This is a genomic window from Bradyrhizobium sp. Kon69, assembly GCF_055807515.1.
In genome coordinates this window covers 61730-81101 of record NZ_JBVVOS010000029.1, presented here as the reverse complement: position 1 = coordinate 81101, position 19372 = coordinate 61730, and the positions used below count along the sequence as shown (strand labels likewise).

The window sequence follows — 19372 nt, the reverse complement described above, 5'->3', positions numbered from 1 at the left end:
AATGATGTCAATCACGCCGGCGCGAGATGACGTAGGATTCGTCGAGAAACCAGAGCCCATTGTACTTTCGCAGCACGTCCCTGGCGGCATCCAGAGTGCGGCCGTTTTGAGTCATTTCCGTCAACCGGTCGTCCTCAATCTGAGCGACGTACACCGCCGCATTCCACGCTGCAAAGGCCGTCGAGGTGCCGATAGAGCCTGTCACCTCGTTGGGCAGAGCTTCCATATCATACCTGAAGATCGAGCGGTTATCCGCATAAGCATTAAAATTTAAGTCGCGGCCCACCGAGCCGAGCTCGTACTTCACCGCGCGCAATAGCTCATGACGGCTCACAGAGAAAGGGTTTTCTCCGGGCCATATCGCCTGGATCATCTCCATGCCCGGATCCTGGCCATGGGAGTGGATACCGATCAGGCGGCCGCCTGCCCTCAAGGCCCGCGCCAAGGGGGCAATGATCCGTTTTGCCCGGAAATTGACCGAGGAGAGCGCGCGGTATGGCTGGGATGCGATAACCAGGTCGAAATTGGCCTCGGCCTGGCCCGGCCGCGGAATGGTCGAATCGAGCAAAAAACGCTGATCTTCACGGTAGAGCACCAGCACGACAGGCCGCTCATAGAGCGGCATCCCCGTGCGCGGACTGACCGCTGCGCGCCAGTTCTGCTCCAAAAACGGCTTCAGCTCCGCGATTTGCGTCTCGAACTCGCCCGAGGAAGCCCCCCGCAGGGGAACCTCGTGCCAGACTGTTGCGGCCGCCGCCGCGGGCGATGCCGGCGTGAGCCAGGGCGCCTCCGCGTAAAGCATATTGGTAAATACGAACACCGAGGCCGGATGCTCGAAAATGCGATCCGGCACCTTGTCCAGCGTCAGGCGGAGGTCCTCGAGACTGAGCTCCTTGCCGGCGACATAGAACGGCATGTGCGGAAAGCGCTGATGCATCGCGCGCAGCACGCGCGCCAGCACCGTGCCGTCGCCAACGCCGGCATCGAACACGCGCAGCGCCGGCGGCCGGGGATGGATGCTGGCAAGCTCCAGCGCCACGCGCTCGGCGACCACCCGCTTCTCACTGCAAGTGTGGACGAACAGCAGGTATTTCTGCCGGTTCTCGAAAAAGCGGAAATTGCCCCGCGGATCACGCTTTTCCGGGGGCACCTGAAGCCCCCGCGGCGGCGGCACACCGCCGGCCATCGATGCGGCCATGTAGGCCTGGATCCGGTCCAGCGTGTCGATCGTGATGCGCTTGCCTTCGCGCAAGCGGTGCACGAGCTTCCCATCGTTCACCGCGCGCCGGCCGAACGTCGATTCCGCCATGTCCGCCTTGCGGCAGAACTCAGTGATTTGGCTCAGGATTTCGTCATTCTTCATGGAGTGGGACGCGGTGGGCAGAAGGATTGGGTAGCGCCTCCTAGCAAAATCTGCCCACTGAGGGAATAGGGATAGAGCCGCCCCTGTTTGCCATGTGCACAACATCGGGGCCGTGAACCACCTTCCCCTGCCGGGCAACAAACAGACGCCTCTCCTCTATGGGACCACCGCCATGCGCCGCCTCCTCGTCGCGCTCTGCCTGCTCGCTGCAACGCTGTGGTCGGCGGCCGCATTTGCGCAGGCGCGCAGCCAGCTTGGGCCGCTCTGCACCACCGACACCACGCCGGCGGACCAGATGATCGACGCCTGCAGCAAGATCATCGCGCTGAAGGTGTTCAAAGGCGAGCAGCTCGCAACGGTCTACTTCTGGCGCGCGGTGGGTTGGAACAAGAAGGGCGATTACGCCAAAGTCATCACCGACGCCACGGAAGCGATTAGGCTCCAGCCGAACCAGGCAGTCTACAATCTGCGCGGCTCGGCCTATTACGACAGAGGCGAGTACGAGATCGCGATCGCCGATTTCGACGATGCGCTGAATCTGGGCCCGCCGAGCGGTACCATCTTCCATAATCGCGGCAATGCCTGGCGCGGCAAAGGCGACTACGCCAAGGCCATTGCCGATTACGATATGTCGATCAAGGCCGATCCCAGATCGGCATTCTCGTTCCAGAACCGCGGCATCTCCAAGGAGGCACTCGGCGATCTCGACGGCGCGCTGGCCGACATCAACCAAGCGATCCGGCTCGACCCGACACTGCCGCAGCCGCTGATCAACCGGACCGCGATCTGGCGTGTCAGAGGCGATTACGATCGCGCGATTGCCGACGGCAGCGAAGCGATTCGGCTCGCGAAGGAGAAGCCGCCCGTCAACATCATGACGCCGCCGAACAGCGTGCTGATCTCGGGCTACACCCATCGCGCGCTGGCCTATGAGGCGAAAGGCGATTACGCGCACGCGAGCGACGACTACAAGGCCACGCTGGCGATCGCGGCATCCGATGCCGGCAGCAAGGCCAATCAAGCCACCGCAAAGGTGCGGCTGTCGCTGATCACCGACGCAAGCGCACCGATCCCGCGCGATGCGCCGTCACCGACGACCGAGCCGGCACAGGCACCGGCTCCCCAGCAGACGGGTGCCGCGCCACCCCCCTCGCCTGCTCCGGCCGCGCGCGGCACGCGCATGGCGCTGATCATCGGCAACGGCGCCTATGCGCATGTCAAGGCGCTGCCCAATCCGCCCAATGACGCGCGCGCCGTTGCCAGGGCCTTGCGCGAAATCGGCTTCACGGTATCAGAAGGCGTCGATCTCGACCGCGCGGCGATGCAGAAGATGACGCGTGACTTCTTGCGGGAAGCGGCGCGTGCGCAGGTCGTAGTGGTCTACTATGCGGGCCACGGCGTGCAGGTCGACGGTCGCAACTATCTCATTCCCGTCGACGTCGAGCTCAAGCCGGGCGCGAGGATGACGGACGCGATGATCGACATGGACACGATCATGGCCGGCCTCGACGACCAGGTCCGCACCAACATTTTGATCTTCGATGCCTGCCGCAACAATCCCATGGCACAGCAGGTCGCATCGGCCGGCACCAGCCGCGCCATCGAAGCTGCCTCGGGTCTCGCAGCGCCAACGAGCCTGGGCGCCGGTGCGACGCTCGGCGCCGGCACGCTGATCGCTTTCGCCACTGCGCCGGGCCAGGTTGCGCTCGACGGCGAAGGCGCCAACTCGCCGTTTTCCGCTGCGCTCTCCCGCCATCTCGGCACGCCCGGCCTGGAAGTGCAGCAGATGCTGACACGGGTGCGGGCGGAGGTGGTGTCGACCACGAAGAACAAGCAGGTGCCGTGGTCGAACTCGTCGCTGCTGGGAGAGGTTTATCTGGCGGAGAAGTGAGGGGCGTTTGTATCCCGCTTACAGGAACGCGATGCCACCCGCCACTCGTTCGGTGTCATCGCCCGGCTTGACCGGGCGATCCAGTAGTCCGAGATAGCGAGAGATGCGGAAAAGCTGCGCGTACTGGATTCCCCGCTTTCGCGGGGAATGACAATGAGCGAGTGGAGCCTTATTGGCCCCACACTTCCTTCGCGATCTCCACGGCGAGACTGAGCTTGGCCCACTGCTCCTCTTCGGAGAGGACGTTGCCCTCCTCCGTCGAGGCAAAACCGCACTGCGGGGAGAGTGCGAGCTGCTCCAGCGGGGCGAACTTGGCGGCTTCCTCGAGACGGCGCTTGATGGCGTCCTTGTTCTCGAGTTCACCGAACTTCGAGGTGATGACGCCGACCACGACGACCTTGTTGCCCTTGGGCAGGAAGCGCAGCGGCTCGAAGCCACCGGCGCGGTCGCTGTCGTATTCGAGGAAATAACCGTCGTAATTGGTGCCGGCGAGCATGGTCTCGGCAACCGGCTCGTAGCCGCCTGAGGAAATCCAGGTTGAACGGAAATTGCCGCGGCAGACATGCGTCGTCACCACCATGTCGGCGGGCTTCTCGGCCAGCGCGTAGTTGATGACGCGCGCATAAATCTGCTGGAGACCCTCGGGATTGTCGCCCCGCTCGCGCGCCTTCTGCAATTCGTCCGGCGAGCAGAGATAGGCCCACACGGTGTCGTCGAACTGGAGATAGCGGCAGCCGGCGTCGTAGAACGCCTTCACGGCCTTGCGGTAGGTCTTGCCGAGGTCTTCGTAGAAGGCGTCGAGATCGGGATAGACGTCCTTGGAAATCGCCTTGCGACCGCCGCGGAAGTGCAGCACCGCCGGCGACGGGATCGTCATCTTCGCGGTGACGTGGGCCTGGTCGGCGACCTTCTTCAGGAAGCGGAAGTGATCCAGCATCGGGTGGTCATCGGGGAAATCGAGTTTGCCGATCACGCGCACTGCGTCGTGCCGGGTCTCGACGCCCGCGAACTGGATGCCGGTGTCGGGGTGGAACATTTCGCAGCCGGTGAGCTTGGCCAGGAAATCGAAATGCCACCAGGAGCGGCGGAATTCACCGTCGGTTGCGAGCTTCAGGCCGAGCGAGGCCTGCTTATGCACGACCTTCTCGATCTCCATGTCCTCGATCTTGCGCAGATCGTCGGCCGAGATCTCGCCCTTCTCCAGCCTGGCGCGGGCTTCCTTGATCTTGGCGGGGCGCAGGAGGCTGCCGACCTCGTCGGCGCGGAAGGGGGCTTTGGTTCGCTGCATTTCTTACTCCCAGTTATTTTTGGTGGGCCGCCGCCCCTGCGACGCCGAGGTGGCGCTCGAGGACCGACGGGTCGGCCTTCAGCGCGGCGCTCGGGGCGTCGTGGACGATCGTTCCGCGCTCCAATATCACAACACGGTCGGCCAGCCCCAGAATCTTTTGGGCATTCTGCTCGACGATGATCGAGCAGATGCCGCCCGCCCGGGTGATGGTCCCGATCGCTTCCAAGAGCTCCTCGACGATGATGGGGGCGAGGCCCTCGGTCGGTTCGTCCAGGAGAAGCACTTTCGGATTGAGGGTCAGCGCGCGACCGATCGCCAGCATCTGCTGCTCGCCGCCGGAGAGCTGGTTGCCAAAATTGCTCCGCCGCTCCTTCAGCCGCGGGAACATCTCGTAAACCCTCTCGATGGTCCAGGGACCAGGCTGGGCCACTGCGGACATGTTCTCCTCCACCGTGAGCGAGCGGAAGATGTTGCGCTCCTGCGGCACCCAGCCGATCCCGGCGCGCGCCCGCTGGTCCGGCCGCAAGGTCGTGACGTCGGTGCCAGCCAGCCCGACAGTGCCGGAGAAGCGACGGGTGACGCCGACGATCGAGTTGATCAGCGTGGTCTTGCCGGTGCCGTTGCGCCCCAACAGCGCCAGCACCTGGCCTTCGGCAAGACGCAGGGACATGTTCGGCAGCACCACTGCCTCGCCGTAGCCGGCGCGAAGCGAGTCGATCGCGAGCAGGTCAGACATTGACCGCCTCCTCGCCGAGATAGACCGCCTTGACCTGCGGGTCGCGCGCGACCTGCTCGGGCGGGCCTTCGGTGAGCAGCGCGCCGGAGACCAGGACAGAGATGCGGTCGGCGAAGGAGAACACGAGGTCCATGTCGTGCTCGATCAGCAGCACGGTCACGTCGCGCGGCAGGCTGCCTACGACGGCGAGAATGTCATGGCGCTCGCTCTCGGGCACGCCGGCGGCGGGCTCGTCCAGCAGCAGCACGCGCGGCTTGGCGGCGATCGCGACCGCGATCTCGAGCAGGCGCTGCTTGCCGTAAGGCAGCGTCACGGTCTGCTCGTTCATGACGTCGAGCAGGTGGAAGCGTGTCAGGAGGTCGGCGATCTCGCCGTTGACGTCGCTGCGCGTACCCATCCGCCGCCACCAGTCACCGCCATGGCCGAGGCGCTCGGAGACAGCGAGACCGATGGTCTCGAGCGGGGTCAGATCGGGATAAAGCTGGTTGATCTGGAAGGTACGCGACAAGCCGCGCAACACGCGCTTGTGCACGGGCAGATCGGTGATGTCCTGGCCTTCGAGCAGGATGCGGCCCGAGTTCGGCTTAAGCACGCCGGTGAGCTGGTTGATGACCGTGGTCTTGCCGGCGCCATTCGGGCCGATCAGCGCGTGGCGGGCGCCTTGTTCGATTTTTAGCGACAAGTCGCGGGTGACGCGCAGACCACCGAACTGCTTTTCGAGATTCTGGGTTTCGAGCGCGATGGTCATGCGTCGCTCTCCGGCACGCCGACGACGGCCTTGCGCCCGGCTATCTGCTTGATGACTAGATTGGGCACATACAGCATCCAGCGATGCAGGCGCTGGCGGCCGACCAGGACGATCACGACCAGCACGAGGCCGATCCAGAACTGCCAATATTGCGGGGTGATGGTGGAGAACAACTCCTGCAGCATGCGGAACAGCACCGCGCCGATCAGCCCGCCATAGAGATAGCCGGTGCCGCCGATCACGAGCACCAGCATCAGGTCCGCCGAGCGCTCGAAGGCGAACACGTCGAGCGAGGCGATCGCGGTGGTCTGGGTGAACAGCGCGCCTGCGATGCCGGCATAGAACGCCGCAAGCGTGTAGATCGCAATCAGGCGGCGGTTGACGGGAATGCCGATCGCGGCCGCGCGCAGCGGATTGTTCTTGATCGCGCGCAATGACAGCCCGAACGGCGAATGCACGACGCGGCGGGCCAACAGGAACAACAGAAACAGAACGGCGAGCGAATAGAAGAAGCCGGTCTTGCCGAACATATCGAACGGGATCTCACCGAAGATCGGCTGCATCTCGATACCCTGCAGGCCGTCGGTGCCGCCGGTGATGTTGGAGAAGCGTTCGGCCAGCGCCTCGAGCAACAACGCGATGCCGAGTGTCACCATCAGCCGCGTCAGGTCGACGCCGCGGATTACCAGGAAGCTGGTGGCGAAGCCGAGCACCATCGCGACAAGGCCTGCGACGACGAGCGCAAGCACGGGCTCGTTGATGATCCCATGCAGCGCGAGAAGCCCCGCCGCGTAAGCACCGGCGCCGAAGAAGGCTGCATGGCCGAGCGAGACGATGCCGGCGTAACCTAGGATCAGATCGAGCGACATTGCAAACAGCGCGAGCCGCAGGATGTCGGTCATGATCAGGTAGCGCGTGGGAAATACGAAGCCGCAGGCCAGCACGATCAGCCAGAAAGCGGCCTCGCCATAGTGCCAGCGGGCCTGGCGCTGGGCGTGATAGCCGACGTCGGAGGAGGCGCTCATCGGCGAACTCAACGCGCGGCCGTGCGGCCGAACAGACCGTTCGGGCGCCAGATCAGGATCACGATCATCATGGTGTAGATCACGAAAGGTCCCATCTTCGGGACGTAATATTTGCCGGCGACGTCGCCGATGCCGAGCAGCAGCGAGGCCAGAAACGGGCCGGTGATCGAGGACGAGCCGCCGACGGTGACCACGATCAGGAAGTAGATCATGAACTTCAGCGGAAAATACGGGTCGAGGCCGAGGATCTCGGCGCTCAGCGCGCCGCCGAGACCAGCCAGGCCGCAACCAAAAGCAAATGTGAAGGCGAACACCTGCGGCACGTTGATGCCGAGGCCGCTCGCGGCACGGGGATCGTCGACCGCGGCGCGCAGACGGCTGCCGAACCGCGTCTTCGCGAGCACCATCTGGAGAGCAATGGTGAGCAGCCCGCAGATCACGATGATCATCAGCCGGTAGCGGCCGACGCCGACGCCGAACACGTCGAACTGGCCCTGGAGCGCCGACGGCAAATTGATGAAGACCCGCGACGAGCCCTGGATGTAGTCGACGGCCGCGACCGACATGAACGTGAGGCCAATCGTGAACAGCACCTGGTCGAGATGGCTGCGCGCATAGAGGTGTCGGTACAGCGTACGCTCGAGCACAATGCCGATCGCAGCAGAGGAGACGAAGGCGAGCGGCAATGCCGCGAAGAATGGCCAGCCCATTCGGTTGACCAGCACCATGCAGACATAGCCGCCGGCCATGGCGAAGGCGCCATGGGCGAGGTTGACGAAGTTCATCAAGCCGAGCGTGACCGCGAGCCCGCAAGCCAGCACGAACAGCAGCATGCCGTAGGCAACGCCATCGAACAGGTTGGTGAGGATTGAGGTCATCGTCTCAGCTTGGAGTTGGGCGTCATGGCCGGGCTTGTCCCGGCCATCCACGTTCTTGGTTCGGCTCTCGCGTGGATGCCCGGGTCAAGCCCGGGCATGACGAGAGTGGTGGGCGAGATCCCCGATGCACGCTAATGCGCGCGGGGATGACGCGCTTTCGCGCGTCACTTCTTGGTCTTGCCGAGATCCTTGACGGCCTCGAAGGTCGCGAACTCGACGTTGTAGAGCTCGCCGTCGACCTTCTCGACCTTCCGGATGTAGATGTTCTGCACGATGTCGCGGGTCTCGGGGTCGATCGAGATAGGGCCGCGCGGGCTCTCCCATTTCTGGCCCTTCATGGCTTCGACCAGCTTGGTGCCGTCGGTGTCGCCATTGGTCTTCTTCAGCGCTTCGTAGATCAGGTGAATGCCGTCATAGCCGCTCACCGCCATGAAGCCCGGCCGGTTTCCGTACGCCTTCTTGTAGGCCGCGACGAAATCCTTGTTCATCTGCGAGGGATGCGCCGCGGAATAGAGGTGCGCGGTGACCGTGCCCAGCACGGCGTCGCCCATGTTGTTGAGGAGGTCGTCGTCGGTCACGTCGCCCGGTCCGATCACCTTGATGCCCGCCTTGTCGAGCCCGCGTTCGGCATACTGCTTCATGAAGTTGCCGCCCTGGCCAGCCGGCACGAACACGAAGATCGCGTCAGGCTTGGCATCCTTCATACGCTGGAGGAACGGTGCGAAATCCGGATTGGCAAGCGGCGTCTTCACCTCCTCGACCACCTCGCCGCCACCGGCGGTGAAGTTGTGCTTGAAGAAGTTCAGCGCGTCATTGCCCGGCGCATAGTCCGAGGTCAGGGTCGCCACCTTCTTGATGCCGTTTTTCACCGCCCAGTCGGCGATGATGGTGGAGGACTGCGCCAGCGTGAAGCTGGTGCGCACGATATAGGGCGAGCGCTCGGTGATGATGGAGGTGCCCGCCGCCATCACGACCTCCGGGATCTTGGCTTGCGTGGCCAGCGGCGCCGCCGCGAGCGCGGCCGGCGTCACGCCGAAACCGGCGATGAAATGGACCTTGTCGTTGACAATCAGCTCCTGCGCGGCAGTCTTGGTCTTGTCGGGAATCGCAGCATCGTCCTTGAGGATGATCTCGATTTTCTTTCCGGCGACGGTGTCGCCCTTCTGCTGCATGTAGAGCTTGATCGCGTTCTCGATCTGCTTGCCGGTCGAAGCCTGACCACCGGTCATCGGCAGGATCAGGCCGACCTTGACGCTGTCCTCGGCCTTGGCCGGAGCGATGATCGCAAGGCCCGCGATGGCGGCCGCTGCTGCGGTCCAAGCAGTTTTATGAGACAGTTTTTTGCGTTCGAACATCAGATGTCCCTCCCCTTCATTCCTGATCTCTTGTGCGCCGGACCGAGTGCCCGGTCCTTGCCGTAAGTCGAGCTCACGCACGCGTGATATCGCGCGCCACATGGCGTCTTTCGCGCCCTTATTGTCAATCGGACGTTTGGCGACCATTCGGCGCAAGCCGAGCGTTCCGATTGCCGACGGCAGAAGCGATATCGGGTCACGTCCAGGTAACCCCGGCATCGTGACTGTGGCCGCCATCATTTGTACGATTGTACAAACAAAATGGACCTGTCAACGAAAAAGCCTCTTTGCTGATCAAGCCACTTTGTCGCGAGCTCTTGCCGCAGTGTAGAAACGCTGTCAGCCGGGTGGATGGAGGATTTCGTCTTTTGTTTGCAGAATTTGAACATCGGCAAGGCTTGGGTCCGCGCACTCCGGTATTAAATTACCCACCTCGAATAAGTCTATTTTACCTGTTGAAGGCTACTCTTCCGGCGACAGTCTAACCTGGCGTCCAACACGACTGACCTCGCGCCCCCGTACAATGCCCAGATCCTGTTGTTCCCTCCTGATCCTCCTCGCGCTCTCCGCGGGCCTGTCCGGCTGCGGCACCGTCAACGAAAAGCTCTCGTCCGGCATGGGCGACTACGTCCCGCAATGGGCCGGCGGCTTGCCGGCGGACGCCCCGCCGCGGGCGGGCACGCCGCAATACGATGCCTTCATGAAGGAGCGCGAGCGCAAGCGGCTGATGCCGGCAGCGGATCGCGAAAAGGAAGAGCAGGCGCAAAAGGGCGCGACGGGATCAACGTCGAGCGGCGCGGTGCGTTAGGTCGCGCCCCCTCGCCGCTTGCGGTGAGAGGTGAGGCAAATCAATCCACGAACACCACGGTCTTGCGGCCGTTGAGGATGACGCGGTCGTTGAGATGGTAGCGGATCGCGCGCGCCAGCACGCGGCGCTCGATGTCGCGGCCCTTGCGGACGAGATCCTCAGGCGTGTCGCGATGGCTGATGCGCTCGACGTCCTGGTCGATGATCGGGCCCTCGTCGAGGTCGCGCGTGACGTAATGCGCGGTGGCGCCGATCAGCTTGACGCCACGCTCATGAGCCTGGTGATAGGGTTTTGCGCCCTTGAAACCCGGCAGGAACGAGTGGTGGATGTTGATGCAGCGTCCCGACAGATTTGCCGAGAGATCGTCGGACAATATCTGCATATAGCGGGCGAGCACGACGAGATCGGTCCCGGTCCTGGCGACGAGATCGAGGATCTGCGCCTCCTGCTCGCGCTTGGTCTCTTTCGTAACGGGCAGATAGTGGAACGGAACACCGCCGAAATCGAGCCCGTCATAAACCTCGCGCGGATGGTTGGAGACGATGGCGGCCAAAGTCATCGGCAGCTCGCCGGTGCGCCAGCGATAGAGGATGTCGACCAGGCAGTGGTCGGACTTCGACACCAAAAGCATCACCTTGCGATGCGCGGCCCGATCGCGCATCTGCCATTCCATGCCGAAACGTTCGGCGATCGCGGCAAAGCCGGTCTGGAGTGCCGACAGCTCCACGGCGAGATCGGCGGCGGTGAACACCACCCGCATGAAGAACTTGTTGGTCTCGGTGTCGTCGAACTGTTGGGCGTCGAGGATGTTCTGTCCGGAATTCGCCAGGAAGGTCGACACCGCCGAGACGATGCCGGGACGATCCGGACAGGACAGGGTCAGGACATATTGATGATCGGGCATGGTCTTTGAAACAATGGGCCTTGATGAAGGTTTGGGCAGCGGCAGCGGAACGACCCGCGATTTGCGCCCTGCTCTATCACCGACCCCACCTTGCGCCAATCCCGACGGTGGAGTCAGGATGAACGTATGATTGCTTTGACTGACCGGAGTAGGCTCATGGCCGACCGCTTGAACGGCACCCGCATCCTGATCCTGGAAACGCGCGAGGAGGCGCAGTTTTCGAAGCTGCTGGCCGAGCAAGGCGCCGAGGTCGTGCAATGCCCGATGTTCACCATCCAGGATGCACCGGACCCCGCCCCGGTCGAGGCCTGGATCCGCCACGCCATCGACAAGCCCTTCGACGACCTCGTGTTGATGACCGGCGAAGGGCTGCGGCGGATCATGAAGCTCGCCCTCGCGCGAGGGCTCGACCAGGCTCTCGTGGCGGCGCTTGCCAGATCACGAAAATTCACCCGCGGCCCCAAGCCCGGCAAGGCACTGCGCGAAATCGGACTCGAGGCGCAGCAGACCACGGAGAAGCCGACCACCGAGGGCGTGATCGAGATGCTCGGCAAGCTCTATCTGAAGGGGCACCGCCTCGGCCTTCAGCTCTATCCCGACAAGGATCACAGCGCGCTGACCAGTGCGCTATCGGCGCAAGGTGCCGAGGTCGATGCCGTGCTGCCTTATGCTTACGATTCCAAGGCGGCGGATGCCAACATCGTCACCGCGATCGATGACATGGCCGAAGGGCGAATCGATTCGATCGCGCTGACCAATCTCGGCCAGGTCCGACGGCTGATCGAAGCTGCGAGAGCACACGGCAGCGAGGCGAAGCTGCGCGCGGGCCTCGAGCGGACGCTGATCGCGTCGGTAGGACCGGCGGTCTCGGGCGAGCTTACCGCGCATGGTTTGCGCACGGACGTCTCGCCCACGGATGAAGCCTATTTCATGCGGCCCTTGATCTCGGCCATGGCGGCGGCGCTGGCGGAGCGGAAGCCGAGGCCTGCGGCGAGGTAAGAGCCGAGCGCGGGGGCGGCCTGCGGCGACTGCGATTGACACGAGCACCGTCAGCGCTAGGTTGCCGAACAGCAAGAAGAAACAGCAAGGCAAGGGAATCGCCGTGATACGCGCCATCGCGCCTTGAGCACACCCGCACGCCCCTCCGCGCTCGCGCCATTTCGTATCCGCAATTATCGTTTCCAGTGGCCGTCCGACCTGCTCACCTCCTGGGCATTCGAGATCGAGACGCTGGTGCTCGGCTGGTACATCATGGTCGAGACCGGCTCGGTGCTGCTGCTCACCGTGCTTGCATCGCTCCAGTTCGTCGGGACATTGGTGGCGCCGGTGTTCGGCATGATCGGCGACCGCATGGGTCATCGCGATCTCCTGGTCGCGATGCGTCTTGCCTATATGGTGCTCGCGTCGACCATCATGACTCTGGCGCTGACCGGTCACCTGACCCCGCCAGGCGTCATGATCATCGTCGCAATCATGGGCCTGATTCGCCCCTCGGACCTCGGCGTTCGCGGCGCGCTGCTTGCCGAGATCATGCCGGCCGAGCAACTAGTGGGCGCCATCAGCGTTGCGCGCACGACCCAGGACAGCGCGCGCATCGCCGGCGCGTTGACAGGCGCGGGGCTGTTTGCGGTCCTCGGCATTGGCCTCGTCTACGTGGTGATCGTCTGCCTCTATCTCGCGGCCGCGCTGCTCATGCTGTGCCTGACCCGGCCCAAAAGGACCATTGCCACAACTCATCTTCAGGCAGACAGCCGCGCCGTTTCGAGATTGCTGGGCGATCTGAAGGAAGGGATCGTCTACGCCTGGAATGGCGCGGGGATGCGCGCGGCGCTGTGCGTCGCCTTCCTGGCCAACCTGACCGCCTTTCCTTTCACCGGCGGATTGCTGCCCTACATCGCGCGGGACATCTTTCACACCGACCAGACCGGCCTCGGTTATCTCTCGGCGAGCTTCGCCGTCGGCTCGCTGATCGGCTCCATCACGCTCAGCCTGGTCAGCGGATTGCGCATTGCCCGGCTCCTGATCGGCGCGACGCTGGCCTGGTACGCCATGCTGCTGGTGTTCGTCGAGATCAGGACCATGCCGGTGGCGATGGCCTGCCTTGTGCTCGCCGGCATCGCCCAGAGCATGTCGATGATATCAGCTGCCGTGATCCTGATGCGGACGGCCAGCGCACACCTTCGCGGCCGCGTCATGGGCGTGCGCATGATGGTGATCTACGGCCTGCCGATTGGGCTCCTCGCGGCCGGCAGCCTGATCGACGTCATCGGCTATTCCGCGACGGGCTCGCTCTATGCCGTCTCGGGGCTCATCGCAATGATGGCGATCGCCGTGCGCTGGCGCGCCGACCTCTGGCCGGTGCACGCCCCCGCCAATACGCGATGACGAACGAGGAACTCTAGTCCCCGTAACCGCGCAACCGCTCGATATCGAGAATGGTGACGCCGCCATATTCGAGCCGCAGCAGCCCCTCTTTCTCCAGCCGGTTCAGCGCGCGGTTGGCGTTCTGGCGGGACATGCCGGAAAGAGCGCCGATCTCCTCCTGGGTGATCTCCAGATGCGCGGTCGATTCCGGATAGAGGATCGGATTGAACAGCGAGGCGATGCTGCGGGCAAGCCGCGCGGTGGCATCCAGCGTGCGGTTGACCTCGAGCATGCCGATGAACTGGCCGAGCCGTTCGTTGAGCTGGCGCACCAGGAAGCGGTTGAAGCCGACGCTGTTCTCGAACAGCCACATGAAGGCGCTGCGTTCCATCAGCGCGACGCGGCTGTTGCGCAGCGCGACGACGTCATAGCGGCGCGGCTCGTTCTTGAGCACGCTGCCTTCGCCGAACCAGGCTCCTGCCGTCAACCCCGCCAGGCTCGTCTCCTTGCCGTCGCGCGAGACCCCGCCCATCCGGGCAAGCCCAAAGACCATGCCGGCCCAATAGTCGAACGTGTCGCCGCGCATGAAGACGGTCTCGCCGGTGCCGTAGGACCGCTCCGTGATCCCGGCACGAGCGACCTCGATCTCCGCTGGCGTGAGCTCGCGCGACCAGGCAGCGACGCGCTTCAGTTGATCCTCTGAAATCATGAACTCGAAGCCCGCCGCACCGTTCGTCACTCCTGTTCTGCTGCAATGCAGCATGATCGTCTCAGCTACCATCAGACGAAAGATGGAGGCCGCGAGCGCCCAAAACACTTTGTCGCAGAATTGTCAGGCGGGAGACATTTCAAAATAGCGCTTTCCCCTATTGAGGACCACCTCGGGCGATGCGGCTTTTGATCCCAAACGGGAACGAGAGTGGCGCGGCTCCGGTCGAGACCATCTGCTGCATGGCCTCACCGGCACGGCCGTACTAGGATCGCCCGACAGAACGGACGAAGAGCGCCACTGAATGCGCCATCACCGGGAGGGATCTGTTTGGTGGCTACCAGTCTTGAAGTGCGCGGCGTGTCCTTGCGATTCGGCGGCGTTCGTGCGCTGAGCGATGTCGGCTTCGCCATCAGGGAAGGCGAGCTGTTCTCGATCATTGGCCCCAACGGTGCCGGCAAGACCTCGATCGTGAACTGTATTTCCGGCCGCTACAAGCCGACCGAAGGCCAGCTGTTCTACCAGGGCCGCGACATCACCGGCCTGACGCCCAACGCGCGCGCGTCGCTCGGCATCGGCCGCACCTTCCAGAACCTGGCGCTGTTCCACCACATGAGCGTGCTCGACAACGTCATGGTCGGCCGCCATCACCTCCTGAAGAACAATTTTCTCACGGGCTCGCTGTACTGGCTCACCGGCGCGCGCAAGGAAGAGCTCGAGCACCGCCGCAAGGTCGAAGAAATCATCGATTTCCTCGATCTCCAGTCGGTACGAAAGGCGCCGGCCGGCACTCTCTCCTACGGCTTGCGCAAGCGCGTCGAGCTCGCCCGCGCCATGGCGCTGGAGCCGCGCCTCATTCTCCTCGACGAGCCGATGGCCGGCATGAACTTCGAGGAGAAGGAGGATATGGCCCGCTACATCGTCGATCTCAACGAGGAGTTCGGCATGACCGTGGTGATGATCGAGCACGATATGGGCGTGGTGATGGACATCTCCCACCGGGTCATGGTGCTGGATTTCGGTCGCAAGATCGCCGAGGGCGATCCGGCCGCCGTGCTCGCTGATCCCCACGTCAGGCGCGCCTATCTCGGCGAAGAGGACGAGGTGCTGGTTGATCCTGACGATGCGCCGCCGGCGCAGGAGAGCGCGGCATGATGGATTACGCAGGCCGCGTCGCGCAGGCCGACACCTATCCGAAGATGCTCCGGCTCAATGCGAAGGAGTACGGCAACGAGATCGCGCTGCGCGAGAAGGATCTCGGGCTGTGGCGCCCGTTCACCTGGAACGCCTACCAGACGCGGGTGCGCGATTTCGCGCTCGGCCTGATCGAACTGGGCCTTGGGCGCGAAGATGTCGTCGGCATCATCGGCGACAACCGGCCGGACTGGGTCGCGGCGGAAATAGCAACCCACGCGATCGGAGGCTTGAGCCTCGGGCTCTATCGCGACGTGCTCGACGAGGAAGCCTCTTATCTCCTCAATTATGGCGAAGCGCAGCTCGTTTTCGCCGAGGACGAGGAGCAGGTCGACAAGCTGCTCACCCTCGCCGACCGCGTCCCAAAGCTGAAGCACATCATCTATTCCGATCCGCGCGGCATGCGGAAATACGACGATCCGCGCTTGATGTCGGCGGAGACGTTTGCCGAACTCGGCCGGGCGCGGGCTACGCGCGAGCCGGAACTTTACGACCGGCTGGTGGACGCGACCAAGGGCGAGGACGTCGCGATCCTCTGCACGACGTCTGGCACCACCTCGCATCCAAAGCTCGCGATGCTCGCCGCCGGCCGCGTGCTCGGCCACTGCGCGACATATCTCGCTTTCGATCCGAAAGGGCCGGACGACGAATACGTGTCGGTGCTGCCGCTGCCCTGGATCATGGAACAGGTCTATGTACTCGGCAAAGGCCTCTTGTGCCGGATGAAGATCAACTTCGTCGAAGAGCCCGAGACCATGATGAACGATCTGCGCGAGATCGCACCGACGTTTGTCCTGTTTGCGCCGCGCGTTTGGGAATCGATCGCCGCCGACGTTCGCGCCAGGGTGATGGACGCAACGCCGTTCAAGCAGCGCCTGTTCGACATCGGCATGAAGAGCGGGCTTGCCGCGCTCGAACAGGGCGAGCGTTCCGGCTTTGCCGACGCGATCCTGTTCCGCGCATTGCGCGACCGCCTCGGCTTCACCCGCCTGCGTTCAGCTGCAACGGGCGGCGCGGCACTCGGGCCCGAGACCTTCAAGTTCTTTCAGGCCATGGGCGTGCCGCTACGCACGCTCTACGGCCAGACCGAGCTGCTGGGGGCCTACACGCTGCATCCCGCGGGCAAAGTCGATCCCGACACCACCGGCGTGCCGATGGCCGATAGCGTCGAAATCCGCATCGACAATGCCGATGTTCACGGCGTCGGCGAAATCGTGGTGCGGCATCCCAACATGTTCCTCGGCTACTACAAGAACCCGGAGGCGAGCGTCGCTGACCTCAGGGATGGCTGGATGCTGTCCGGCGACGCCGGCTATTTCAACGCGAATCGCCAGCTCGTGGTGATCGACCGCATCAAGGACCTCGCCGAGACCTCGCGCGGCGAGCGCTTCTCGCCGCAATTCATCGAGAACAAGTTGAAGTTCTCGCCTTATATCGCGGAAGCCGTGGTGCTGGGCTCGGGGCGCGACGCGCTCGCCGCAATGATCTGCATCCGCTACTCCATCATCTCCAAATGGGCTGAGAAGACCCGGCTCTCGTTCACGACCTACAGCGACCTGGCCTCGCGGCCCGAGGTCTACGCACTGCTCCGCAAGGAGGTCGAGACCGTCAACGCCACGCTGCCGCCAGCGCAGCGCATCTCGCGCTTCCTGTTGCTCTACAAGGAGCTCGACGCCGACGACGGCGAGCTTACCCGCACACGGAAAGTGCGCCGCAGCGTCATCAACGAGAAATACGAAGGCATCATCGACGCAATCTACCGCGGCCAGGCCGACATCCCCGTGGACACGGTGATCCGGTTCCAGGACGGCACCACGCAGAGGGTGCGGACAACGCTGCGAGTGGTGGATCTCGGCGGACCGGGGCATTTGGCGGAGGCGGCGGAGTGAGCCTACTTCGAACCGAGAGCGCGATGCGAATCCATGCGCCCTCTCCCCTTGCGGGAGAGGGCATCTCCGCACCCCGCTCCACCCTCACTTCGGTGAGGGGTCCTCTCTCCGCGCGTTCATTGCGGAGAGAACCCCTCACCCGTCTTCGCTTCGCGAAGCCACCCTCTCCCACAAGGGGAGAGGGGAGGAGCGCGCCGGATTTGTCAGCGAGCACCACTTCATGAACACTGCCTTCCTCATTCAGCTCCTGGTCAACGGCCTCGTGGTCGGCACGCTCTATGGCGTGGTCGCGATGTCGTTTGTGCTGATCTACAAGGCTAGCCAGGTCGTCAACTTCGCGCAGGGCGAGCTCTTGCTGGTCGGCGCCTGGGTGTGCTGGACGCTGCTCGCGAAATACCAGGTGCCGTTCTGGATCGGCATGCCGCTGACGCTGGTGTTCATGTTCGTGTTCGGCATCGCGGTGCAGGTCCTGATCCTGCGACCGATGATCGGCGAACCCATCATCTCGGTCATCATGGTGACGATCGGCCTGTCCACCGTGCTGCAGGCGACGCTGAAATGGATGTTCGGCGTCAATCCGCAGCCGTTCCCGCGCGTGTTCGAGAGCCAGTCCGTCAGCCTGCTCGGGCTGCAGATCCAAACCGTCTATGTCATGAGCCTCGTGGTCTCGATCGCGATGATGATCGGCATGGCCTGGTTCTTCCGCGCGTCAAAGTACGGCCTTGCGATGCGCGCCACCGCGTTCAACCAGCAGGTCGCGCAATCGCTCGGCATTTCCGTGAAAAGCGTGTTCGCGATGGCCTGGGCGATCTCCGCAACGGTGTCGGCGGTGGCAGGCGTCGTGGTCGCGGTCGTGAACGGCGTATCCTCGGGCCTCGCCGCCTACGGCATTAAAGTGTTTCCGGCCGCGATCCTCGGCGGGCTCGATTCCGTCGGCGGTGCCGTGCTCGGCGGCATCATCATCGGGCTGCTCGAGAACATCGCGCAATATGTCGACAGCGAATACCTTCACTGGGGCAATCTCTACGAGATCGCGCCGTTCTACGTTCTCATCATCGTGCTGATGATCAAGCCCTACGGCCTGTTCGGCACCCACGACATCGAACGGATCTGATCCATGGCCGGCCCCGCCCTCATCCCTGCTGGTGATTTCCGCACCTCTTACGCGGCCGACACCACGATCTTCCCGACCGCCACCAGCCGCAATTTTGCGATCGCCGGCGTGCTGGCGCTGTGTCTCGTGCCGCAATTCCTTGGCGGCTATTGGCTCAGCATCCTGATCCAGATCGGCATCTTCTCGATCGCCGCGCTTGGCCTCAACATCCTGGTCGGCTTCACCGGCCAGATCTCGATCGGCCATGCCGCTTTCTTCCTGCTCGGCGCCTTCACGTCGGCCTACATCTCCAACAGCGCATCGATCCCGGTGTTCTTCGCGATCCCCCTCGCGGGCGTCGTCACTGCGCTGGTCGGGCTGATCTTCGGCATCCCGGCGGCACGACTGAAGGGGCTTTATCTTGTGATCGCGACACTCGCGGCACAATACATCCTGCTCGACTTCTTCTCACGCGCGGAGTGGTTCACCGGCGGCTCGGTGCCGGCCAGTGCGAATCCGTTCTCGATCTTCGGCTACACCCTGCGCGGCGACAGGCAATATTTCTATGTCGTGCTCGCCTACGTAGTTGCAAGCTACGTCCTCGTCACCAATCTGATGCGCACCCGCGACGGCCGCGCGCTGGTGGCGATCCGCGACCATTATCTCTCCGCGGAGATCATGGGCATCAATCTCACCAAGTATCGCACGTTGTCATTTGGGCTCGCCGCCTTCTTCGCCGGCATCGCCGGCGCGCTCTACGCCCACTACCAGCTCGTGGTGTCGCAAGAGGGTTTCGGCATCGAACGCTCGATCCTGTTCCTCGCCATGATCATCATCGGCGGCACCGGTTCGATCATGGGCACGCTGATGGGTACCGCGTTCGTGGTGCTGCTGCCCGAGACGATGGAGTTCCTCAGCGTGGCGCTGAAGGGCGGCGCGATCGACAAGGCGCTGTCGCTCAACAACAACATCACCTTCCTGCGCGAGATCGCGATCGGGGTGATCATCATCGCGTTCCTGATGTTCGAGCCCGACGGGCTCGCCCATCGCTGGCGACAGATCAAGGCGTATTGGAAACTCTACCCGTTCTCGCATTGAGCGCGGGCAACTCTAACCAACAAATAAAC

General features: G+C 63.6%; 17 protein-coding genes. 8 read left to right on the top strand and 9 right to left on the bottom strand.

Annotated features, from left to right (window positions below):
* Positions 1-7: 7 nt before the first annotated feature.
* Positions 8-1363 (bottom strand): hypothetical protein, encoded by a 1356-nt coding sequence (locus AC0L3U_RS31240; protein ID WP_456769074.1) that lies wholly within the window; start codon positions 1361-1363, stop codon positions 8-10.
* 172 nt (positions 1364-1535) lie between these two features.
* Between AC0L3U_RS31240 and AC0L3U_RS31235 the strand changes: the two genes are divergently transcribed.
* Entirely contained in the window at positions 1536-3254 is a 1719-nt protein-coding gene (locus AC0L3U_RS31235; protein ID WP_473364328.1) for a caspase family protein, read from the top strand.
* Between the two features lie 169 nt (positions 3255-3423).
* Here the strand turns inward: AC0L3U_RS31235 and AC0L3U_RS31230 are convergent, their stop codons facing one another.
* The 6 genes from AC0L3U_RS31230 to AC0L3U_RS31205 form a co-directional block, all read right to left on the bottom strand.
* Positions 3424-4542, bottom strand: coding sequence for a cobalamin-independent methionine synthase II family protein (locus tag AC0L3U_RS31230; protein WP_354202104.1), 1119 nt, complete (start codon positions 4540-4542; stop codon positions 3424-3426).
* Between the two features lie 13 nt (positions 4543-4555).
* Positions 4556-5278 (bottom strand): ABC transporter ATP-binding protein, encoded by a 723-nt coding sequence (locus tag AC0L3U_RS31225; protein WP_473364327.1) that lies wholly within the window; start codon positions 5276-5278, stop codon positions 4556-4558.
* Positions 5271-6026 carry an ABC transporter ATP-binding protein gene (locus AC0L3U_RS31220; RefSeq protein ID WP_007612502.1) on the bottom strand — a complete coding sequence of 252 codons (756 nt, stop codon included), beginning with the start codon at positions 6024-6026 and terminating at the stop codon, positions 5271-5273. Before AC0L3U_RS31220 ends, AC0L3U_RS31225 begins: the two co-directional genes overlap by 8 nt.
* Complete coding sequence (locus tag AC0L3U_RS31215; RefSeq protein ID WP_473364326.1) at positions 6023-7051, bottom strand: branched-chain amino acid ABC transporter permease; 1029 nt, start codon at positions 7049-7051, stop codon at positions 6023-6025. The genes AC0L3U_RS31220 and AC0L3U_RS31215 overlap by 4 nt, the downstream gene beginning before the upstream one ends.
* 8 nt (positions 7052-7059) lie before the next feature.
* A complete protein-coding gene (locus AC0L3U_RS31210; protein WP_473364325.1) occupies positions 7060-7929 on the bottom strand; it encodes a branched-chain amino acid ABC transporter permease in 870 nt (289 codons plus the stop codon).
* A 164-nt stretch (positions 7930-8093) separates the two neighbouring features.
* A complete protein-coding gene (locus tag AC0L3U_RS31205; RefSeq protein ID WP_473364324.1) occupies positions 8094-9284 on the bottom strand; it encodes an ABC transporter substrate-binding protein in 1191 nt (396 codons plus the stop codon).
* 523 nt (positions 9285-9807) lie between these two features.
* Between AC0L3U_RS31205 and AC0L3U_RS31200 the strand changes: the two genes are divergently transcribed.
* Positions 9808-10092 (top strand): hypothetical protein, encoded by a 285-nt coding sequence (locus AC0L3U_RS31200; RefSeq protein ID WP_473364323.1) that lies wholly within the window; start codon positions 9808-9810, stop codon positions 10090-10092.
* A 40-nt stretch (positions 10093-10132) separates the two neighbouring features.
* Here the strand turns inward: AC0L3U_RS31200 and purU are convergent, their stop codons facing one another.
* Entirely contained in the window at positions 10133-10996 is an 864-nt protein-coding gene (purU, locus tag AC0L3U_RS31195; protein WP_247453182.1) for a formyltetrahydrofolate deformylase, read from the bottom strand.
* Between the two features lie 156 nt (positions 10997-11152).
* On the opposite strand from purU, the gene AC0L3U_RS31190 reads away from it, so the two are divergent.
* Together AC0L3U_RS31190 and AC0L3U_RS31185 are read left to right on the top strand one after the other, a co-directional pair.
* Positions 11153-11995, top strand: coding sequence for a uroporphyrinogen-III synthase (locus tag AC0L3U_RS31190; protein WP_473364322.1), 843 nt, complete (start codon positions 11153-11155; stop codon positions 11993-11995).
* Positions 11996-12118: 123 nt separating this feature from the next.
* Positions 12119-13381 (top strand): MFS transporter, encoded by a 1263-nt coding sequence (locus AC0L3U_RS31185; protein WP_473364321.1) that lies wholly within the window; start codon positions 12119-12121, stop codon positions 13379-13381.
* Between the two features lie 13 nt (positions 13382-13394).
* Here AC0L3U_RS31185 and AC0L3U_RS31180 read toward each other — a convergent pair whose 3' ends face one another.
* Complete coding sequence (locus AC0L3U_RS31180) at positions 13395-14069, bottom strand: Crp/Fnr family transcriptional regulator (protein ID WP_456769857.1); 675 nt, start codon at positions 14067-14069, stop codon at positions 13395-13397.
* 333 nt (positions 14070-14402) lie between these two features.
* On the opposite strand from AC0L3U_RS31180, the gene AC0L3U_RS31175 reads away from it, so the two are divergent.
* The 4 genes from AC0L3U_RS31175 to AC0L3U_RS31160 all read left to right on the top strand — a co-directional run bounded on the left by AC0L3U_RS31175 (position 14403) and on the right by AC0L3U_RS31160 (position 19343).
* Positions 14403-15224, top strand: a complete 822-nt coding sequence (locus tag AC0L3U_RS31175; RefSeq protein WP_473283885.1) for an ABC transporter ATP-binding protein — start codon at positions 14403-14405, stop codon at positions 15222-15224.
* Entirely contained in the window at positions 15221-17152 is a 1932-nt protein-coding gene (locus tag AC0L3U_RS31170) for an AMP-binding protein (RefSeq protein ID WP_473364320.1), read from the top strand. The genes AC0L3U_RS31175 and AC0L3U_RS31170 overlap by 4 nt, the downstream gene beginning before the upstream one ends.
* Before the next feature lie 220 nt (positions 17153-17372).
* Entirely contained in the window at positions 17373-18266 is an 894-nt protein-coding gene (locus AC0L3U_RS31165; protein ID WP_007601961.1) for a branched-chain amino acid ABC transporter permease, read from the top strand.
* 3 nt (positions 18267-18269) lie between these two features.
* On the top strand, positions 18270-19343 hold the full coding sequence (locus AC0L3U_RS31160; protein WP_473364319.1) for a branched-chain amino acid ABC transporter permease: 1074 nt from the start codon (positions 18270-18272) through the stop codon (positions 19341-19343).
* Positions 19344-19372 lie beyond the last annotated feature (29 nt).

Coding starts and splice junctions, on each gene's coding strand:
- AC0L3U_RS31180 (WP_456769857.1), bottom strand. CDS start 14,069: ATGATTTCAGAGGATCAACTGAAGCGCGTCGCTGCCTGGTCGCGCGAG.
- AC0L3U_RS31230 (WP_354202104.1), bottom strand. CDS start 4,542: ATGCAGCGAACCAAAGCCCCCTTCCGCGCCGACGAGGTCGGCAGCCTC.
- AC0L3U_RS31225 (WP_473364327.1), bottom strand. CDS start 5,278: ATGTCTGACCTGCTCGCGATCGACTCGCTTCGCGCCGGCTACGGCGAG.
- AC0L3U_RS31215 (WP_473364326.1), bottom strand. CDS start 7,051: ATGAGCGCCTCCTCCGACGTCGGCTATCACGCCCAGCGCCAGGCCCGC.
- AC0L3U_RS31200 (WP_473364323.1), top strand. CDS start 9,808: ATGCCCAGATCCTGTTGTTCCCTCCTGATCCTCCTCGCGCTCTCCGCG.
- AC0L3U_RS31205 (WP_473364324.1), bottom strand. CDS start 9,284: ATGTTCGAACGCAAAAAACTGTCTCATAAAACTGCTTGGACCGCAGCA.
- AC0L3U_RS31170 (WP_473364320.1), top strand. CDS start 15,221: ATGATGGATTACGCAGGCCGCGTCGCGCAGGCCGACACCTATCCGAAG.
- AC0L3U_RS31235 (WP_473364328.1), top strand. CDS start 1,536: ATGCGCCGCCTCCTCGTCGCGCTCTGCCTGCTCGCTGCAACGCTGTGG.
- AC0L3U_RS31220 (WP_007612502.1), bottom strand. CDS start 6,026: ATGACCATCGCGCTCGAAACCCAGAATCTCGAAAAGCAGTTCGGTGGT.
- AC0L3U_RS31165 (WP_007601961.1), top strand. CDS start 17,373: ATGAACACTGCCTTCCTCATTCAGCTCCTGGTCAACGGCCTCGTGGTC.
- AC0L3U_RS31160 (WP_473364319.1), top strand. CDS start 18,270: ATGGCCGGCCCCGCCCTCATCCCTGCTGGTGATTTCCGCACCTCTTAC.
- AC0L3U_RS31210 (WP_473364325.1), bottom strand. CDS start 7,929: ATGACCTCAATCCTCACCAACCTGTTCGATGGCGTTGCCTACGGCATG.
- purU (WP_247453182.1), bottom strand. CDS start 10,996: ATGCCCGATCATCAATATGTCCTGACCCTGTCCTGTCCGGATCGTCCC.
- AC0L3U_RS31190 (WP_473364322.1), top strand. CDS start 11,153: ATGGCCGACCGCTTGAACGGCACCCGCATCCTGATCCTGGAAACGCGC.
- AC0L3U_RS31240 (WP_456769074.1), bottom strand. CDS start 1,363: ATGAAGAATGACGAAATCCTGAGCCAAATCACTGAGTTCTGCCGCAAG.